The following is an 18,250-nucleotide window of genomic DNA, read 5'->3' on the forward strand; positions in this document are numbered from 1 at the left end:
GGCGGGGCGTGGTGGACACGCTCCGTCCCTCGGCGCGTTCTCAGCGGACGGCGGCGGCCAGTCTGCGGACGAAGTCGTCGGTCTCGGTCCCGCCGCCGGTACGGGCGGCCAGCCGTCCGTACAGTCCGCGCAGCTCCTGGCCGAGCAGCGTCGGGGGATGCACCCTGCCGTCCAGGACCGGACCGGCCACCGACGGCGCGGCGGCCGGTTCGCCCGCGCAGACGTAGGCGTCCGCCGTCCGGGCCAGGAACAGCATCCGGGCCGAGTGCATGCCGGGCGGCAGCAGCCTGATCGCGGTGCCGGCCGCGTCGAGGGCGCGGAGCGCGAAGCGGCGCTCCCCCGTCGCGGCGGCGAGGTCCCGCAGTGCGCCGGCGGCGCCCGACTCCACCCGCAGGCGCACGGAGGCGACGGAGAGCCAGGGCGCCTCCGTCTCGTCCCGCTCGTCGGCCCGGTCCATCTGGGTCCAGGCACGGGCGATGTGGTGCAGGGTGCTGTCGGCGTCACCGCGCACCGCGTGGCCGCGTGCCTGGTACAGATCGCTCAGGGCCCCCGCCCAGTGCCGGCCCGCGGCGGCCCGGCGGACGGCTTCGCCGTAGGCGAGCGCGGAGGGGCCGTCGCCCTCGAGCCGGGCCAGGGTGCTCATGTCGCTCAGCGCCGCGACCTGCGCGCCGACGTGGCCCGCCATGGCCGCCCACACCAGGGACCGGTCGAGCCAGGCCATCGCCGTGCCGTTGCGGCCCCACAGCAGCCTGAGCGAGCCGGCCGACTGCGCGTACTCGGCGGCCAGCGGCGCGAGTTGCCGCTGATACGGGGCGGCCGGAAGCGCCATCCAGCGGAGCATCGCGTGCAGCGTGCGCTCGACGACCGCGGTCGCGCCGGGCCAGGAGTGCTCCTCGTCGGCGCGCAGGCAGACTGCGAGCAGTGCGGTCAGGGCGTGCACGGTGTCGGTGTCCAGGGCCGGCCGGGACGAGGTGTCGGGGCCCAGCGAGCAGAAGCGCGCGTGCAGGGCGACCACGTCGGTGAGCGCCGGGACCGTGCACCCGTCCCGGCCGTGCAGCGGGCAGACCAGCCCGTACGCGGGCAGCCGTGGGGGCAGTACGGCCCCGGGCGGGAGCATCGCCGCGAGCGCCCCGCCGGCCGGTTCGCCGGGGAGCGGGCCCTGGCCGACCGGGTCCGGCAGCGGCGCGGGAGCGGCGGGCGCCCGCTCGCCCGCGTCGGCCCGCTCTGCGTCCTCGCAGGCGGCCACGAGGTCTCCGCCGGCCGCCAGGAGGTCGTCGAGGCGGCGGGCCAGCGGCAGCGGGGTCCTGCGGCTGCCGTGTTCGAGTTTGCTGATGGCGGTGTGGTCGTAGCCGACCCGGGCCCCCACCTGGGCCTGGGTGAGACCGGCCCGCCTGCGCCAGTGACGCAGCCGGGCGCCGAACACCCGCCATGCCCTGACGCTCCGGGCGTCCGCCGGCGCGGCGCCCGTCACCTCGGTCATCCGGGGCCTCGTCGTGCCTGGTCAGCGCCGCTTCCGGCGCCACGCTCACGGCTCATGCCCCGGAGGATAGCGAGGGCCCGGGCCCGCTGTCCCCGGGGCGGCAAGAACATGTCCGGTAACAGGCTCGGCCGTTCGGACCCCCGCGCTCTCCGTACCCGATCGATGATTGCGGTGGCAACGATCCACGTCGCCTCATGCACTCCTCGTACCTGCCCCGTCATCACCTGAACCGACGCCATGTCAGTTCCCTTGTAGCGGGCGCTGTCAAGATGGCCGCAACACGGACACACGTGAGCTTTCCGTCGTCAACTGTTGACCTCAAGTCCACCCCAACAAGCCGTCGCTGCACACCTATTGACGTGTCGTGAGCCGGGGGTGAAGTATCCCCATCGCCGGAGAGAGCGCTCTCCGGCTTCGTGTCGTGCACCCGTTCCGCGACTCAGGAGACAAGCCCCCATGTATGGACCCCCCTCGCTCCGCAGACCCGCACCTTCCTCCGGAAGAAGACGTACCGGCGTGCTGGCCGCCGTCGCCGGTCTCGTCGTCTCGCTCCTCGCCTTCGTACCCTCGACCCCGGCCGACGCGGCCCCTTCCCTGCTCTCGCAGGGCAAGACGGTGACCACATCAAGCCAGGAGGGCGCCGGCACCCCCGCCACCGCCGCCGTCGACGGCGACAACGGCACCCGCTGGTCGAGCACGTTCTCCGACCCGCAGTGGATCAAGGTCGACCTGGGCACCTCCGCCTCGGTCAGCCGGATCGCGCTGAAGTGGGAGGCCGCGTACGCCAAGAGCTACAAGATCGAGTTCTCCACGGACAACAACACCTGGAGCACGGCCTACTCGACCACCACGGGCCCCGGCGGCGACGAGTCGCTGAACGTCTCGGGCACCGCCCGGTACGTCCGGCTGACCGGCACCGCCCGCGCCACCCAGTACGGCTACTCCCTCTGGGAGTTCCAGGTGTTCGGCACCACCGGCGGCGACGGCGGCCCGCAGCTTCCGGGCGGCGGCGACCTCGGCCCGAACGTCCTGGTCTTCGACCCGTCGACGCCCAACATCCAGGGCAAGGTCGACGAGATCTTCCACCAGCAGGAGTCCGCACAGTTCGGCACCGGCCGCTACGCGCTGCTGTTCAAGCCGGGCACGTACAACAACATCAACGCGCAGATCGGCTTCTACACCTCGATCGCCGGCCTCGGCCTCAAGCCCGACGACACCACGTTCAACGGTGACGTCACGGTCGACGCGGGCTGGTTCAACGGCAACGCGACGCAGAACTTCTGGCGTTCGGCCGAGAACCTGGCCCTCAACCCGGTCAACGGCACCGACCGCTGGGCGGTCTCGCAGGCCGCGCCGTTCCGCCGGATGCACGTCAAGGGCGGCCTCAACCTCGCCCCGAACGGCTACGGCTGGGCCAGTGGCGGGTACATCGCCGACAGCAAGATCGACGGCCAGGTCGGCCCGTACTCGCAGCAGCAGTGGTACACCCGCGACAGCTCCATCGGCGGCTGGGGCAACGGCGTCTGGAACATGACGTTCTCCGGTGTCGAGGGCGCCCCGGCCCAGAGCTTCCCCAACCCCCCGTACACCACACTCGACAACACCCCGGTCTCCCGCGAGAAGCCGTTCCTCTACCTGGACGGCAACGACTACAAGGTGTTCGTCCCCGCGAAGCGCACCAACGCGCGCGGTGTCTCCTGGAGCGGGACCCCGCAGGGCCAGTCCATTCCGCTGAGCCAGTTCTACGTCGTCAAGCCGGGGGCCTCCGCCGCCACCATCAACGCGGCCGTCCAGCAGGGTCTGCACCTGCTGTTCACGCCCGGCATCTACCACGTGAACCAGACGATCAACATCGACCGTGCCGACACCGTGGTCCTCGGGCTCGGCCTCGCCACGATCATCCCCGACAACGGGGTCACCGCCCTCAAGGTCGGTGACGTGGACGGCGTCAAGCTCGCCGGGCTCCTCATCGACGCCGGGCCGCAGAACTCCCAGGTGCTCGTCCAGGTCGGCCCCGACGGCGCGTCCGCGAACCACTCCGCCAACCCGACCAGCGTCCAGGACGTGTTCGTCCGGGTCGGCGGCGCCGGTGCCGGCAAGGCCACCACGGGCATGGTGATCAACAGCAACGACACGATCATCGACCACACCTGGCTGTGGCGCGCCGACCACGGCGAGGGCATCGGCTGGGACACCAACCGCTCCGACTACGGCCTCCAGGTCAACGGCGACAACGTCCTGGCCACCGGCCTGTTCGTCGAACACTTCAACAAGTACGACGTCCGCTGGTCCGGCGAGAACGGCAAGACGATCTTCTTCCAGAACGAGAAGGCCTACGACGCCCCCAACCAGGACGCCGTCCAGAACGGCGGCATCAAGGGCTACGCCGCCTACAAGGTCGACGACTCGGTCAACACCCACGAGGGCTGGGGGCTGGGGAGCTACTGCTACTTCAACGTCGACCCGAGCATCCGCCAGGACCACGGCTTCGAGGCCCCGGTCAAGGCCGGCGTGAAGTTCCACGACCTGCTCGTCGTCTCACTCGGCGGCCAGGGCCAGTACAACCACGTCATCAACAACACCGGATCGCCCACGTCCGGGACCTCCACCGTTCCGTCGAACGTGGTGTCGTTCCCGTGACGGACGGCAGGTGACACAGGTCGTACGAGGTGAGTGAGCGGCGCGGGGACCGGCGGTGTGCCGGGCCCCGCGTCGTCGTGGTCAAAGCGGCCACTCGGCCGCCGGGGGCGGGCCGCCGAGCGTCTGCTCGGACCAGATGACCTTGCCCCTGTCGGTGTATCTGGCCCCCCAGCGCTGTGCGAACTGCGCGACCAGGAAGAGGCCCCGGCCGCCCTCGTCCGTCGTGGCGGCGTAGCGCAGGTGCGGGGAGGTGCTGCTGCAGTCGGACACCTCGCAGATCAGGGACCGGTCGTGCAGCAGCCGGACCTTGATGGGCTCGGAGCCGTAGCGGATGGCGTTGGTGACGAGTTCGCTCAGGATGAGCTCGGTGACGAACCCCTCCTCGTCCAGCCCCTGGTCGGAGAGCCAGCGGATGGCCTGCCGGCGGACACCGGCGACGGCGGCGGGGTCCGGGGGGACGTCCCACTGGACGCGCCGGGACGGGTCCAGGGTGCGGGTCCGGGCGACCAGCAGGGCCACGTCGTCGCCGGGGCGGCTGGGCAGCATGGCCTCCAGCACGTCGTCGCAGGTCTCCTCCGGCGTGCGGTCGCGGTCGGCGAGCGAGCGGCGCAGCAGTTCCAGGCCGTCGTCGATGTCCCGGTCGCGGCGCTCGACCAGCCCGTCGGTGTACAGGACGAGGCGGCTGCCCTCGGGAACCTCGAGCTCGGTCATCTCGAAGGGCATGCCGCCGATCCCGAGGGGCAGCCCGGCCGGGATGTCCGGGAAGCTCACCGTCCCGTCGGGCAGCACGAGCGCGGGCCCTGGGTGGCCGGCCCGGGCGACCGTGCAGCGGCCGGACACCGCGTCGTAGATCGCGTACAGGCAGGTGGCGCCGGTGATCGCGGCGCCGCCCGTCTCCTCGTCCTGGTCCATCCCGACCACCAGTTCGTCGAGGTGGCCGAGGAGTTCGTCGGGGGCCAGGTCCAGCGTGGAGAAGTTGAGGACCGTGGTGCGCAGCCGGCCCATGGTGGCCGCCGCGTGCAGCCCGTGTCCGACGACGTCGCCCACGACGAGGGCGACCCGGGCGCCGGACAGCGGGATCACGTCGAACCAGTCGCCGCCCACGCCGGCCTGCGCCGGGAGGTAGCGGTAGGCGACGTCGAGGGCGTTCTGCTCGGGCAGGCCGCGCGGGAGGAGGCTGCGCTGGAGGGTGACGGCCATCTGGTGCTCGCGGGTGTAGCGGCGGGCGTTGTCGACGCTGACCGCCGCGCGGGCCACCAGTTCCTCGGCGAAGGAGAGATCGTCGAGGTCGAAGGGCTCCTCGTTCCCGGCGCGCCAGAAGTTGGCGACGCCCAGGATGACACCGCGGGCCCGGAGCGGGACGGAGAGCAGTGAGTGGTAGCCGTGGTCCATGAGGTGGGCGGCCTTGTCCGGGTCGGCCTCGCGCCACTGCCGGGAAGCGGCCAGATCCGAGACGATCCAGGTGTGGCCGACGCCGGTGCCCAAGCTGTCGGCGCTGGTCGGCAGGTAGCCGATGACGCGCCCGACCGGGTGGAACGGCTGGTTCTCGACGGCGCGGCTGACGGCTGTGCGGCGCAGGTCCAGGGTGTCGCCGGTGGGCGGCCGCGGTTCCTCGCCGCGCAGGACGGAGTCGGACAGGTCGACGGTGACGCAGTCGGCGAAGCCGGGGGCTGCGACGTCCGCGAGTTCCTGGGCGGTGGTGGTGACGTCGAGGGTGGTGCCGATCAGGGCGCCCGCCCGGTAGAGCAGCGTCAGCCGCTCGCGCACGGTCTCGGCGCGGCCGGTGAGGGCGCGCAGTTCGGTGGTGTCGCGCAGGGTCGCGACCATGCCGGGCTGGCCGCCGCGTTCCTCGGTGGGGCGGAGGTTGACGGCGAGCAGCCGGTCCCCGGCGGGGCGCAGTTCGTCGGTGGCGACCTGTCCGGAGGCCAGCAGTTCCGCGGTACCCGCCGCGAGGCCGAGGTCGGTCACCGCGCGGCCCTCGGCGTCGCGCGGGAGGTCCAGCAGCCGCCGGGCCTCGTCGTTGGCGAGCAGCAGCCGGTGGTCGGCGCCGATGATGAGGACGCCTTCGCGCACGGCGTGCAGCACGGCGTCGTGGTGCTCGTACATCCGGGTCATCTCGGCAGGGCCGAGGCCGCGCGTCTGGCGGCTGAGGCGGCGGCCGACCAGGATGGCGCCGGCCATGGTGAGGACGAGGGCGGTGATCCCGGCGCCGATGGTGAGCGGGATGCTCGGGTACGCCAGCCGGTTGACGGCCTCGACCTTGATGCCCACCGCGACCAGGCCGGCGGCCGTTCCGTCCTTGCGCGGGACGGGCACCGCGGAGCTGACGGCCTTGCCCCGGCCGGCGTCGACGGTCCGGGTGACGGGCCCGCCCTCCAGGGCGTCCTTGTAGGGACCGGGGATCTGCTTGCCGATGAGAGCGATGTCCGGGTAGGTGTAGCGGATCCCGTTGGTGCCTGCCACGACGACGTATTCGACGCCGGTGCTCTGCCGGATCTCCTCGGCACGCGGCTGGAGGACGGCCGTGGGGTCCTTGCTGTCGAGGGCGGCCGCCACCCCCGGTGCGTGCGCGAAGGTCTGCGCGACGCTCAGCGACTGGGCGCGGGCCGCGCTCATGCTGTCGCGCCGGCCCTGCACGACGAGGGCGACGACGGCGGCGGCGTCGAGCAGGACGACGATGCCGAGCATGAGGATGAAGAACTGACCGGCGACGGTGCGGACACTGAACAGGGCGCGCAGTCGGCGCCCCGGTGAGGTCCGCTCGGGCGGCGGTCCGGGGGGCGTGGGTGTGCCACCGCCCGGGCGGCCGCCATCGTGTCGACGCGGACGCCGGGCGGAGCGGTGAAACCTCGCCCGGAATCGACCTGTACCACCCACATGTTCAGGTTTAACACGGATCGTCGCGGGGCGATCGGTGGGCGGGCCCAGTCCGCTTTCCCCGGCGGTCCCGGCCCGGTGCGATCGGGTGACGCGGGGGCGGCGGGTGCGTGCCCGGCCGCCGGGAGCGCCGCGGCCGCCCGATGATCCGGAAATGGTGCCTGTATTCCTGACCAAGGCGGTCGAGCTGCTGCTCGGCCGGGAGAACCGCTCGCTGCATCTCAAGGCGGCGGGCTGGGCGACAGTGCTGCTCGCCGTGACCATGCTGACCGGCTCCTGGCTGGTGGTCCTGGCCGAGCGGCACGCGTCCGACGCCACGATCACCTCGTATCCGCGGGCGCTGTGGTGGTCGGTGGAGACCGCGACGACCGTCGGTTACGGGGATCTCTTCCCGGTGACGCTGTGGGGGCGGATCGTGGCCGCCGTCGTGATGGGTGTCGGCATCACGACGTACGGGATGGTCACGGCCGCCCTGGCGACCTGGTTCGTGGGGCACGAGCAGCGACGGCGGCACCGGCTGGCGGCCGACGCGGAGCATGCCGCGCGCAGGATGCGGGACGACACGGAGCGGCTGCTGCACGAGCGCTTCGACCGCATCGAGCGGCTGCTCGCCGATTCGGGCCGCAGGCCGCCGGGCTGAGCCGCGGGGCGCTGCGTGTGAACGGCGCGGTGCCGGGCACTCCTTTCTCGATCACCCGCCCCGGGGCCCGGGAAATTGGCAGGATGTCGGCGTACAGGGCCGTCGTCCCGGCGGCGGTGCCCGGCCGAGGAGAGGAGCCCCATGCGGGAGACGCGTGCAGAGCAGTCGCCGTCGGACGAGGAGGCCGCCCACGGCGCGGCCGAGGAGGCCCAGGTCATCGTGGTGGGTGCGGGCCCGGCCGGTTCGTCCGCCGCCTACCACCTCGCCAGGGCCGGGGTCGACGTGCTGCTGCTCGAGAAGTCCCGCTTCCCCCGCGAGAAGGTGTGCGGGGACGGCCTGACCCCGCGCGCGGTGCACCAGCTGATCCGCATGGGCGTCGACATCCAGACCCCGGGCTGGACCCGGTCGCGGGGCATGCGCTGGGTGGCCGGGCCCCGGCAGGTGGAGATCGACTGGCCGGCGCTGGGCGGCTTCCCGGACTTCGGGCTCACCCGCAGCCGGCACGACTTCGACGACATTCTGGCCCGGCACGCGGTCGCGGCCGGTGCCCGGCTGCGTACCGGCGTGAAGGTGAAGGAGCCGGTGACCGACCGGGCCGGGCGGATCACCGGGGTGACGGCGGTGTCCGCGGCGGGCACGGTGGCGCACCGGGCACCCGTCGTGATCGCCGCCGACGGCGCCTCGGCCCGGATCGCACTGGCCATGGGTCTTGAGCGGGACGCCAAGCGGCAGATCGCCACGGCCGCCCGGCGCTACTACCGCAGCCCGGAGCGCTCGCGGGAGGACTTCCTGGAGCTGTGGGCCGACCTCCGCTTCCCGAAGAGCGATGCCTACCTGCCGGGGTACGGCTGGATCTTCCCGATGGGCGACGGCCGGGTCAACGTCGGGCTCGGCGCGCTCCCCCACCGCCGGCTCGGCAGCGCCGACCTGCGGGCCACGCTGGACCGGTGGCTGGCCCGCACCCCGGCCGAGTGGGGGCTGCGGGAGGAGAACGCCGAGGGGCCCGTGCGCAGCGCCGCCCTCCCGCTGGGCTTCAACCGCCACCCGCTGTACACCAGGGGGCTGCTCCTGGTCGGTGACTCCGGGGGCATGGTCAGCCCGTGGAACGGCGAGGGCATCGGGCAGGCCCTGGAGGCGGGCGAGGTCGCCGCCGAGACGACGGCGCTCGCGCTGGCGCTGCCGCCGGGGCCGAGGCGGGAGCGGGCGCTGCGCCACTACCCGGCCGAGATGAACCGCCGGTGGGGCCGCTACTACCGGCTCGGCAACACGGCCGCCGACCTGATCTTCAGCCGGTCGGGCTTCCAGCCGGTGCTGAACCGCTATGTGATGGGTTCGCCGGCCCTGCTCAACACGCTGGCCCGGCTGCTCACCAACCTCACGGAGCACCCCTCGCGCGACGCGATCGACCATGTCCTGAACACGGCGGTCCGGCTCGTGCCCGCGCCGGGCCTCCGGCGCCGCTGACTCCCTGGTCGACAGGCGGCGTGCAGACCCGGATCTGACCGAAAGCGATCAATGAAGATGCGAAGGACCGCAGATGCCGGGCGAGGGCGAGGCGCATGCCGCCGGCGTTCCCGCCCGTACCGAAGCCGCTCCGAAGCCGGCCGCACCCCATGCGTTTCGGTGACCCTGGCCACCCTGCTCGTCGGAGCCGGACGCGTGACCACCAAGAATCAGATCATCGATGAGCCGTGGGGGCCGGGGTCGCCCCGGCGCGCCTCGGCGGCCGTCCACGGCTACCTCTCACAGCTGCGCAAGTTCCTCACGGCGGCCGACGGCACGCCCGAGGGTCCGGTCCTCCTGACCCGCTTCGCCACCTGGGTGGAGGAGGAGCGGCCCGCCTGCCTGGAGCTGTCCGTCGAGCGGTCCGAACCGGGCCTGGAGCCCTGCCGGTCGCTGCGCAGGCTGCATCAGGCGATCCTCACGTCGGACCGCCTCCTCGACCTGCCCGTGGCGAGCTGAGGTGGCCGCCGTACGCCAGGACGCCTGGCTGCGCCGCTACCACTCCACGGACGCCCGCGCCGAGCTGGTCTGCTTCCCGCACGCGGGCGGCGCGGCGGGCTTCTGGCGTCCGCTGTCCGCCGCCGTCCGCGCCTCGCTGGACGTGCGCGCCGTCCAGTACCCGGGCCGGCAGGACCGCTACCGCGAGCCGCCCGTCCGCGATCTGCACCGGCTCGCCGACCTGGTCGCCGAGGCGCTGGAGAGCGGACCGCCGCCGGCCGGGCCGCGGGTCTTCGTCGGGCACAGCATGGGCGCCTCGCTCGCCCATGAGGTGGCGCTGCGGCTGTCCGGGCGCCACGGTCCGGCGGCGCTGATCGTCTCCGGCCGCCGGGCGCCCTCGCGCCTCGGGGCCGGGGAGCGGCTGGAGAGCGACGAGGCGGTGATCGCGAGGGTCCGCGCGCTGGGCGGCACCGATCCCGCCGTGCTGGCCGACCCCGACCTGCTCGACGTGATCCTTCCCGCGCTGCGTGCCGACTACGCGGCCGTCGCCGGTTACGTGCCGGGCGACGGCCTCCTGGCGTGCCCGGTCGTCGCCCTCACCGGTGACAGCGACCCGGATGCGCCTCCGGAGGACGTACGGGCATGGCGCACGCACACCACGGGCCCGTTCGAACTGCGGGTCCTGCCGGGCGGGCACTTCTTCCTGAACGACCATCTGCCGGCCGTCGCGGAGCTCGCTGTCGCGCTGTCCGCCGCTGCCCCGGGGCACGGGCGGGCGGTGGGGCCGTCGTGAGCGGCGCTGGTTGCGTCACACGCCGTGAAGCCACCCGCGCACGGTTTCGTCGTCGGTCCACCTGGCCGCGAGCAGCAGGGCGATGTCGTCGGGCCGGTCGGCGGCCAGCCGGGCCCGGCTGATGACGTGGTCGGCGGTGTCGACCAGGGGCACGGCGCCGAGGCCGGCGATCGTGCCGCGCAGCCGCTCGACCCCGATGTCGATGTCGGTGCCGGCCTGCTCGACGAGGCCGTCGGTGTAGAGGGCGAGCGTCGCGCCGGGGTCCAGGTGGAGCTCGGTGACGGGGTACGCGACGTCGGCGTCGATGCCCAGGACGATGCCGCCCGCCAGCTCCATGACCTCGGCGGTGCCGTCGGGCCGGCGCAGGACGGGCTGGGGATGCCCGGCGCGCACGGCGTGCGTGCGGCCGGTGGCGGGGTCCGTCACGATGTAGCAGCAGCTCGCGAACTGGCCGGTGTCGAGGTCGATGAGCAGGCGGTTGGTACCGCTCATGACCTCCTGCGGGTCGTGGCCGCTGAGCGCGAAGGCCCGTACGGCACTGCGGAGCTGGCCCATGGTCGCGGCGGCGGCCACGCCGTGGCCCTGTACGTCCCCGATGACGAGGGCGAGCCGGCCGTGGGTCTCGATCACGTCGTACCAGTCGCCGCCGACGTCCATGCCCTGGGTGCCGGCGAGGTAGCGGCCCTGGGTGTCGATGCCGTGGACGGCGGGCAGCCGGTGCGGCAGCAGGGCGTCCTGGAGGCCGCGGGCCAGGGCGGCCTCGGTGTCGTAGCGCTGGGCCCGCTGGAGCGCCTGGGCGATGAGGCCGGCCAGGGCGGTGAGGACCGTACGCTCCTCCGGGCTGAAGCCGCGCGGCCGGTCGAAGCCGAGGATGCAGGAGCCGACGAGCCGCCCGGAGGCGATCAGCGGCAGGAAGGCGCGGGCGCCGACGTCCGCGTCCATGGGGATGCCGGGGTAGGCGGCCGCCAGACGCTGCATGGACTCGAAGAAGATGGGGCGCCCGGTGGTGAGGGTCTCCACGCCCGGGATGCGGGCGTCCAGGCCTACGGCGTCGAACCGGTCGAGGAAGCCCTGCGGGAAGCCGGTCTCCCACTCCAGGTAGAGGTGGCCCTCCTTGAGCAGGTAGATCGCCAGCTGCCGGCCGCCGAACGCGGGCAGCAGTTCCTCGGTGACCACGCGGGAGACCTGGCGGGCGGTGACGGCCTCGGTGAGCGCGATGGCGAGGGCGACCGGGCGGTAGAGGGCGGCGGACCGGTCGGCCGGGGAGCCGAGTCCCAGGCCGGGCGAGACGACGGAGCCCGGGGTGTAGGCGGGCTCGTCGGTGTGGGTGAGGACGGCGGTCAGCCCGTCGTGCCCGGGGTACAGGGAGACGGAGAGCCAGGGCGGCGGGTCGCGCCGGGCGAGGAAGTGCACCGGGGCGTCGGAGATCATCGCGGCCCGGTAGTGGTCCTCGTACGCGGGGTTCGCGAACCAGGGCAGCGCCTCCCAGAAGACCCGCCCGACCAGTTCCGCGCGGGCCCGGCCGAGCATCTCCTCGGCCAGCGGGTTGACGTAGGTGATCCGGCCGAAGCGGTCGAGCGAGAAGATGCCGCGCGGCAGCCGGTCGGCGGCCTCGGCGACGACCGGGCCGATGCCCAGGTCCACCAGGAAGCCGGTGAGGTGTCCGCCCGGGCCGGCGTCGTCGTCCCGGCGCCCGGAGACCTCCAGCAGGTGGGAGCGGCCGTCCGGGCCGCGCAGGCGCATCCGGCGTACGACGGGGCCGTGGGAGTCCGCCGCCTGCCGGGCCAGCGCCCAGAGGCCGTAGACGTCCTCGGGCGCCAGTCTGGCCGCCAGGGCCCCGATGGTGCCGGGGAAGCCGCCGGTGCCGGTGCCGAGGATCGCGTCGAGGTCCGCGTCCGCCTGGACGGTGCCGGTGCCGAGGTCCCAGTCGAAGCGGCCGATGCGCACCGGCGGCGAGGTCTCGGCGGGCAGCTGGACGGGCAGCGGTTCCCCGTCCCACTCCGGCCGGGTGCCGGAGTCCGCCAGGGCGGCCAGTTCGGTGCCGAGGCTCCGGGCGATGCGCTGGAGCCGGTCCCGGTCGGCGGCGGACACCGGTTCGTCCCCGGTCGCGGCGCGCAGGACGACGAGGACGCCGACCGGCTCGTGACCCCGCAGGACCGGCACGTACAGGGACCCGAAGGGGAACGGCAGGCCGGCCATGAGCTGCGGGAAGCGGCGCATGGCGTCCTCGGCGTCGGCGAGGTAGACGGGGCTGCCGGTGCGGAACGCCTCGGCGATCGGGAACGGCCGGTTCACGTGCATCCGCCACCAGGGGCGGAACAGCGGTCCGGGAAGCCCGGCGAGGACGGCCAGGCGGAGCAGGCCGGGGGTGCCGGAGGGCAGATAGATCCCGCCGGCCAGGCCGCCGACTGCGTCGATGGCGCTCACGACTGATTGCGCGAGCACCAGGGACAGATCGTCCGGTGCCCGTCCGTCGTCCGGTCTCCCGGGAAGGCCGTCGCCCGGACCGAGCGGCACCCGCCCGGCCGCACCGTGCCAGGTCACACAGCCAGGATGCTCCCGCCCGGCCGGTACGCGCACGTCGGAGAGGGGCCGGGTCCGCGCCTTCCTTCCGCCGGTTCGCGGCCGGGGGCCGGGTGTGTCCGGCCTTCCCACGCGGCGGAGCGGTGGCCGCCACGGGTGTGGCGGCCACCGCTCCTTCACGGTCCGTGCAGGCTCCTACCGGCCCTCGTCGGGCGGGCGGCGGTCACCGAGCTGGTCGTTGATCTTCTGCTGGGCCGAGTCGACCTGGCCGCCGTACTTGCCGCCGGTCTTCTTGTCGACGAAGTCCCCGCCCTTCTCGACGCCCTGCCGGGCCTGATCGGGGTGCCCCTTGATCATGCCCTTGATCTTGTCGAGCATGCTCATGACTGACCTCCTAGAGACGCTGACCGTTCCAGCATCCACGCCCGGCCCGCCCGACGCATTCCGGGGCGGGACCCCACGACGTCGAACACCATGTATTTACCGGCACACGCAGAGGGGCGGAGGAAGCGCATTCGCTTCCTCCGCCCCTCCTCACGGCTCCGCCCCGAGCACGGGGCCGGGTGGGATCAGTAGGCGCCGAACACGTTGTCCATGGAGCCGTACGTGGCGGCGGCGTAGTTGCACGCGGCCGTGATGTTGGCGACCGGGTCGTAGATGTCCGTCGACGTACCGGCCACGTGGTAGGCGTCGAAGGTGGGCTGGATCACCTGGAGCAGACCCTTGGAGGGCGTGCCGTTGACGGCGTTGATGTCCCAGTCGTTGATGGCGAACTGGTTGCCCGAGGACTCACGCATGATGTTGCGGTAGATGCCGTCGTAGCTGCCGGGGATGCCGTGCTCGGCCATGACGGCCAGGGATTCCTTGATCCAGCCGTCGAGGTCGTCGGTGTACGCGACCGTCTGGGCCTCGGCGGGCGCGGCGGCGGTCTTCTCGGCGACGGGGACGACCGTGCGCTCGGAGCGGTCGGCGCGGTCGGCGCTCTCCGTCCGGGGCGCGGTGTCGCCGTTCTTCTCGGCGGTCTCCGCCTTGAATTCGCTCTTCTCCGCGGCCTTCGGGGCGGCGGCCTCGGACTTGGCTCCGATGGTGAGCTTGAGGCCCGGGTGAATGAGGTCGGGGTTGCTGCCGACAACACCGCGGTTGTCCTTGTACAGCCGCTCCCAGCCACCGCTGAGGGAATGTCCCTGCGCGATCTTGTAAAGCGAATCGCCGGAGACCACGGAATACGTGGTGGGCGTGGCCTTGCGCACGGCAATTTCCTTGCCGGCGACGGAAGTCGGGGCCGCGGCCCTTTCGGCGACGACGGACTTGGCGGGGGCGGCGGAGGCCGATCCGGCAGTGATCAGGGGGAGCGCGAGAACGGCTCCGCCCGCGCTCACGGCGATGAAACCGCGGGTCAGGGACGCGGACTTGGCACGACGGTGCTTACCCGTGATGGGCATGGCGTATTTCCTCTCCGTCGCCTACGAGGTGAGCTGTCGGGTTCGGACTGGAGATGTCCGGTCGCGCATGGCGACTTCACCCCTAGCCGCTCCGGATTCCGGACCGGCGGCAAACCTGGGTCCCCCGCTCCTGCCGTACGTGGGTGGTCGGGTTCCCGGACGGCGGCAGGATTCGGCGTTCCATCCGGATTGATGACGGGACCGTAAGCGAGAAACGACGGCCGGAACAAGCCCAGAATTGCTGATCACAATTGTTTTGCAAGATCAATCAAAGGAAATGCTCATGATCGCTCTCGGCAGGGGGAGTCAAATTTCTTGGCACGCCTGGGAACCGCGAGATCGGATTACGCGTCAGAAACGGCGAACGTGACGCTGCCCACTGCGACCGAAGTGGGGCATTAGTCCGTTTCGATGGCCTTGGGCAGCATCAAACCCTCCCCAAGTGCCCACTGTTGACCTTTGGCCCATAAAGTGACAAAAGGGGCACAGGAGCCATGCGGAAGGCCGGAAATCCGCCTTCCGGCCCCCTCGCCCACACGATCAACATATGGTTAGGCTTACCTAAGTGTGTCGGGATGTCGGCGGCGGCACCGGGGCACGCCCCTGCCCTGAAACGACGTCGATCGTCCGGCACGGCCCCGTTCACCCCTCATCGGCAAATGGAGACCCCAGGCCATGGCGCCGCATTCCACGCATGACTCCGGCCGTTCCGCCCCCTCCGACGACCTGGAACTCACCGGCCGCCTGGCCCTCGTGACAGGAGCCGGACGCGGCATAGGTGAGGCGGTCGTCCGCGTCCTGGTCGCACGCGGCTGCCGGGTCCTGGCGACCGACGCGGCCCCCGAAGGCGTGGACGCCCTGGCCCGGGAGTACGGCCGGAGCGTCGTCGCACGGAGGCTGGACGTGACGGGCGCGGCGGCCGTCGAAGCCCTCGTGGCCGAGGCCGAGGAGACGCTCGGCGCCCTCGACATCGCGGTCAACGTCGCCGGGATACTGCGGTGTTCACCGGTCGCCGAGCTGACCGACGAGGACTGGGCGGCCACGTTCGCCGTCAACACCGACGGGGTGTTCCACGTATCGCGGGCCGTTTCACGCCGGATGGCCGCGCGCGGTGCGGGCAGCATCGTCACCGTGGCGTCCAACGCCGCCGGCATCCCCCGTACGACCATGGCGGCGTACGCCGCGTCCAAGGCGGCCGCCGTCATGTTCACCAAGTGCCTCGGCCTGGAGCTGGCGCCCCTCGGCGTCCGGTGCAACACGGTCTCGCCGGGTTCCACCCTCACCGACATGCAGCGCGGCATGTGGCCGGCCGGCGAGGCGCGCGACGACGGGCCCGCCGCGCAGCGCGTCATCGCCGGGGACCTGGCGAGCTACCGCACGGGCATACCGCTGGGCAGGATCGCCGAGCCGTCCGACATCGCCGAGGCGGTCGCCTTCCTGGTGTCCGACCGGGCCCGCCACATCACCCTGCACGACCTGTACGTCGACGGCGGCGCCACCCTGCGCGCCTGACCCGTCCGCCCGGCGCCCCCGAAAGCGGCTCGCAGCCCTCCCCACTGGAGACCTCAACGATGACTGCCTCACCGTACGAAGACGCCCCGACCTGGCCCGCCGAGTTCGCCGCCCGCTACCGGGCGGCCGGTCACTGGCGCGGCGAGACGTTCACCGGCATGCTGCGCGAACGGGCCGAGGCCCACGGCGACCGGGTCGCGATCGTCGACCCGGCCCCCGAGCGCCGCGCCTGGACGTACCGCGAACTCGACGAGCGCGCGGCCCGGCTGGCGGCCGGCTTCCGGGCGCGCGGGATTGCGAAGGGCGACCGGGTCGTCGTCCAGCTGCCCAACGCCGCCGAGTTCGCCGAGGTCGTCTTCGCCCTCTTCCGCATCGGCGCGCTGCCCGTCTACGCGCTGCCCGCGCACCGGGAGACGGAGATCGCCTACTTCTGCTCCTTCGCGGAGGCCGTCGCCTATGTGATCCCGGACCGGCACGCCGGATTCGACCACCGGACCCTGGCCGCGGCGGTGAAGGAGCAGGCGCCCACCCTGAAGCACGTGTTCGTCGTCGGCGACCCGGGTGAGCACACCGCCCTGTCCGACGTGCCGTGCGAGGAGACGGGCGAGCCGGACGACGAGCCCGAGCCGCACGACCTGGCCTTCCTCCAGCTGTCCGGCGGCACCACCGGGGTGCCCAAGCTCATCCCCCGTACACACGACGACTACATCTACTCGCTGCGCGGCTCCAACGAGATCTGCGGCGTCGACGCGGACACCCGATTCCTGGTGGTCCTGCCCGCGGCGCACAACTTCCCGATGAGCTCGCCCGGCTGGCTCGGCACGCTGTACGCCGGCGGCACGGTCGTCCTGTGCCCGCGCCCCGACCCGGCGACCGCCTTTCCGGTCATCGAGCGCGAGCGGGTCACGATGACGGGCATGGTGCCGCCGCTCGCCCTGCTGTGGACCGACGCGGCCCCGGCGGCGGAGCAGGACCTGTCGAGCCTGGAGCTGGTCCTGGTCGGCGGCGCCAAGTACAGCGAGACGGCGGCCCGCCGGCTGGAGCCCGCGCTCGGCTGCCGGCTGATGCAGGTCTTCGGCATGGCCGAGGGTTTGGTCAACTACACACGGCTCGACGACGACCAGGAGACCGTGGTCACCACCCAGGGCCGGCCGATCTCCGAGGACGACGAGATCCGCGTCGTGGACGATGCCGGACTGGACGTCCCCGAGGGGCACTTCGGGCATCTGCTGACCCGGGGCCCGTACACCATCCGCGGCTACTGGCGCGCCCCCGACCACAACAGGTCGGCGTTCACCGAGGACGGCTTCTACCGTACGGGCGACATCGTGCGCCGCACCCCCAGCGGCCATCTCGTCGTCGAGGGCCGGGCGAAGGACCAGATCAACCGGGGTGGCGAGAAGGTCGCGCCGGAGGAGATCGAGAACATCATCCTCGCCCACCCGTCCGTGCACGACGTCTCGGTGGTCGGGGTGGCCGACGCGTACCTCGGTGAACGCACCCTGGCGTACGTGATCCTGCGCGAGGGCGCCGAAGTGCTCGGGGCGCTCGCCGTGAAACGGCATGTGCGCGAGCGCGGGATCGCCGCGTACAAGGTGCCCGATCTCGTCGAGTTCGTCGACGTCTTCCCGCAGACGGGGATCGGCAAGGTCAGCAAGAAGGGCCTGCGCACCGAATCCGGGCCATCGGCTGCCGACGCCCCGTCAGCCCCCGTCACACAGCACTGAATCCGCCCCGAGCGGCACCGAAAGGCTCCCCCATGCCACTCCCCGCCATCGCCCCCTACCCCCTGCCCTGCGCGGACGAGCTCCCGGCGAACCGGGTCGGCTGGACCGTCGACCCGGCCCGCGCCGTGCTGCTCGTCCACGACCTGCAGAACCACTTCCTGCGCGCGTACCGCCCCGGCGAGCAGCCGCTGACCGGCATGCTCGCGAACACCGCCCGCATCATCGAGGCGAGCCGGCGCGCCGGGATCCCGGTGGTGCACTCGGCGCAGCGCGGCGGCCAGAGCGCCGAGGAGCGCGGCCTCCAGCTCGACTTCTGGGGGCCGGGGGTGGCGGACGACCCGGTGGCCCTGGCGGCGCCGGAGGCGGTGGCGCCCGCACCGGGCGACACGGCGCTCACCAAGTGGAAGTACAGCGCCTTCGTCCGCACCGAGCTGGAGTCCCTGATCCGCGACGACGGCCGCGACCAGCTGGTGATCACCGGGGTGTACGCGCACATCGGGGTGCTGATGAGCGCCGCCGACGCGTGGATGCGCGACATCCAGGCGTTCGTGGTGGCGGACGCGGTCGCGGACTTCTCGCGCGAGGACCACGACATGGCGCTGCGCTGGGCGGCGGGCCGCTGCGCGGTCGTGACGACGACGGATGTGCTTCTGAAGGAGATCTGAGCCCCGCACG

13 protein-coding genes and 1 riboswitch are annotated in these 18,250 nt (G+C 72.6%); of the genes, 8 read left to right on the forward strand and 5 right to left on the reverse strand.

Annotated features, from left to right (window positions below; genetic code table 11):
- Nucleotides 1–40: 40 nt before the first annotated feature.
- Nucleotides 41–1,480 carry a helix-turn-helix domain-containing protein gene (locus OG242_RS02585; RefSeq protein ID WP_405896584.1) on the reverse strand — a complete coding sequence of 480 codons (1,440 nt, stop codon included), beginning with the start codon at nt 1,478–1,480 and terminating at the stop codon, nt 41–43.
- 456 nt (nt 1,481–1,936) lie between these two features.
- Here OG242_RS02585 and OG242_RS02590 point away from each other — a divergent pair, with 456 nt between their 5' ends.
- Complete coding sequence (locus OG242_RS02590; protein ID WP_405896585.1) at nt 1,937–4,120, forward strand: discoidin domain-containing protein; 2,184 nt, start codon at nt 1,937–1,939, stop codon at nt 4,118–4,120.
- 81 nt (nt 4,121–4,201) lie between these two features.
- Here OG242_RS02590 and OG242_RS02595 read toward each other — a convergent pair whose 3' ends face one another.
- The gene (locus OG242_RS02595) at nt 4,202–6,808 is read right to left on the reverse strand and encodes a SpoIIE family protein phosphatase (RefSeq protein WP_405896586.1); all 2,607 of its coding nucleotides are present in this window, start codon (nt 6,806–6,808) and stop codon (nt 4,202–4,204) included.
- A 343-nt stretch (nt 6,809–7,151) separates the two neighbouring features.
- Between OG242_RS02595 and OG242_RS02600 the strand changes: the two genes are divergently transcribed.
- The 4 genes from OG242_RS02600 to OG242_RS02615 all read left to right on the forward strand — a co-directional run bounded on the left by OG242_RS02600 (nt 7,152) and on the right by OG242_RS02615 (nt 10,371).
- Nucleotides 7,152–7,637, forward strand: a complete 486-nt coding sequence (locus tag OG242_RS02600) for a potassium channel family protein (protein WP_405896587.1) — start codon at nt 7,152–7,154, stop codon at nt 7,635–7,637.
- 141 nt (nt 7,638–7,778) lie between these two features.
- Nucleotides 7,779–9,101 carry a geranylgeranyl reductase family protein gene (locus OG242_RS02605; RefSeq protein ID WP_405896588.1) on the forward strand — a complete coding sequence of 441 codons (1,323 nt, stop codon included), beginning with the start codon at nt 7,779–7,781 and terminating at the stop codon, nt 9,099–9,101.
- 195 nt (nt 9,102–9,296) lie between these two features.
- Complete coding sequence (locus tag OG242_RS02610) at nt 9,297–9,599, forward strand: hypothetical protein (protein WP_405896589.1); 303 nt, start codon at nt 9,297–9,299, stop codon at nt 9,597–9,599.
- 1 nt (nt 9,600) lies between these two features.
- Nucleotides 9,601–10,371, forward strand: a complete 771-nt coding sequence (locus OG242_RS02615) for a thioesterase II family protein (protein WP_405896590.1) — start codon at nt 9,601–9,603, stop codon at nt 10,369–10,371.
- Between the two features lie 15 nt (nt 10,372–10,386).
- Here OG242_RS02615 and OG242_RS02620 read toward each other — a convergent pair whose 3' ends face one another.
- The 3 genes from OG242_RS02620 to OG242_RS02630 form a co-directional block, all read right to left on the reverse strand.
- Nucleotides 10,387–12,915, reverse strand: a complete 2,529-nt coding sequence (locus OG242_RS02620; RefSeq protein WP_405896591.1) for a SpoIIE family protein phosphatase — start codon at nt 12,913–12,915, stop codon at nt 10,387–10,389.
- A gap of 174 nt (nt 12,916–13,089) precedes the next feature.
- Nucleotides 13,090–13,278: an antitoxin gene (locus OG242_RS02625; protein ID WP_405896592.1), complete on the reverse strand. Its 189-nt coding sequence runs from the start codon at nt 13,276–13,278 to the stop codon at nt 13,090–13,092.
- 185 nt (nt 13,279–13,463) lie between these two features.
- Complete coding sequence (locus tag OG242_RS02630; protein WP_405896593.1) at nt 13,464–14,336, reverse strand: transglycosylase SLT domain-containing protein; 873 nt, start codon at nt 14,334–14,336, stop codon at nt 13,464–13,466.
- Between the two features lie 3 nt (nt 14,337–14,339).
- A riboswitch (cyclic di-AMP (ydaO/yuaA leader) is annotated at nt 14,340–14,524 on the reverse strand.
- Nucleotides 14,525–15,011: 487 nt separating this feature from the next.
- Between OG242_RS02630 and OG242_RS02635 the strand changes: the two genes are divergently transcribed.
- Genes OG242_RS02635 through OG242_RS02645 form a run of 3 tightly spaced genes read left to right on the forward strand, consistent with a single transcriptional unit; the run spans nt 15,012 to nt 18,240 of the window.
- Entirely contained in the window at nt 15,012–15,848 is an 837-nt protein-coding gene (locus tag OG242_RS02635; RefSeq protein ID WP_405896594.1) for a 2,3-dihydro-2,3-dihydroxybenzoate dehydrogenase, read from the forward strand.
- A 59-nt stretch (nt 15,849–15,907) separates the two neighbouring features.
- Nucleotides 15,908–17,575, forward strand: coding sequence for a (2,3-dihydroxybenzoyl)adenylate synthase (locus tag OG242_RS02640; RefSeq protein WP_405896595.1), 1,668 nt, complete (start codon nt 15,908–15,910; stop codon nt 17,573–17,575).
- Nucleotides 17,576–17,607: 32 nt separating this feature from the next.
- Entirely contained in the window at nt 17,608–18,240 is a 633-nt protein-coding gene (locus tag OG242_RS02645; protein ID WP_405896596.1) for an isochorismatase family protein, read from the forward strand.
- The last annotated feature ends 10 nt before the right edge of the window (nt 18,241–18,250 follow it).

Source organism: Streptomyces sp. NBC_00727 (genome assembly GCF_045161745.1).
Lineage (GTDB): Bacteria > Actinomycetota > Actinomycetes > Streptomycetales > Streptomycetaceae > Streptomyces.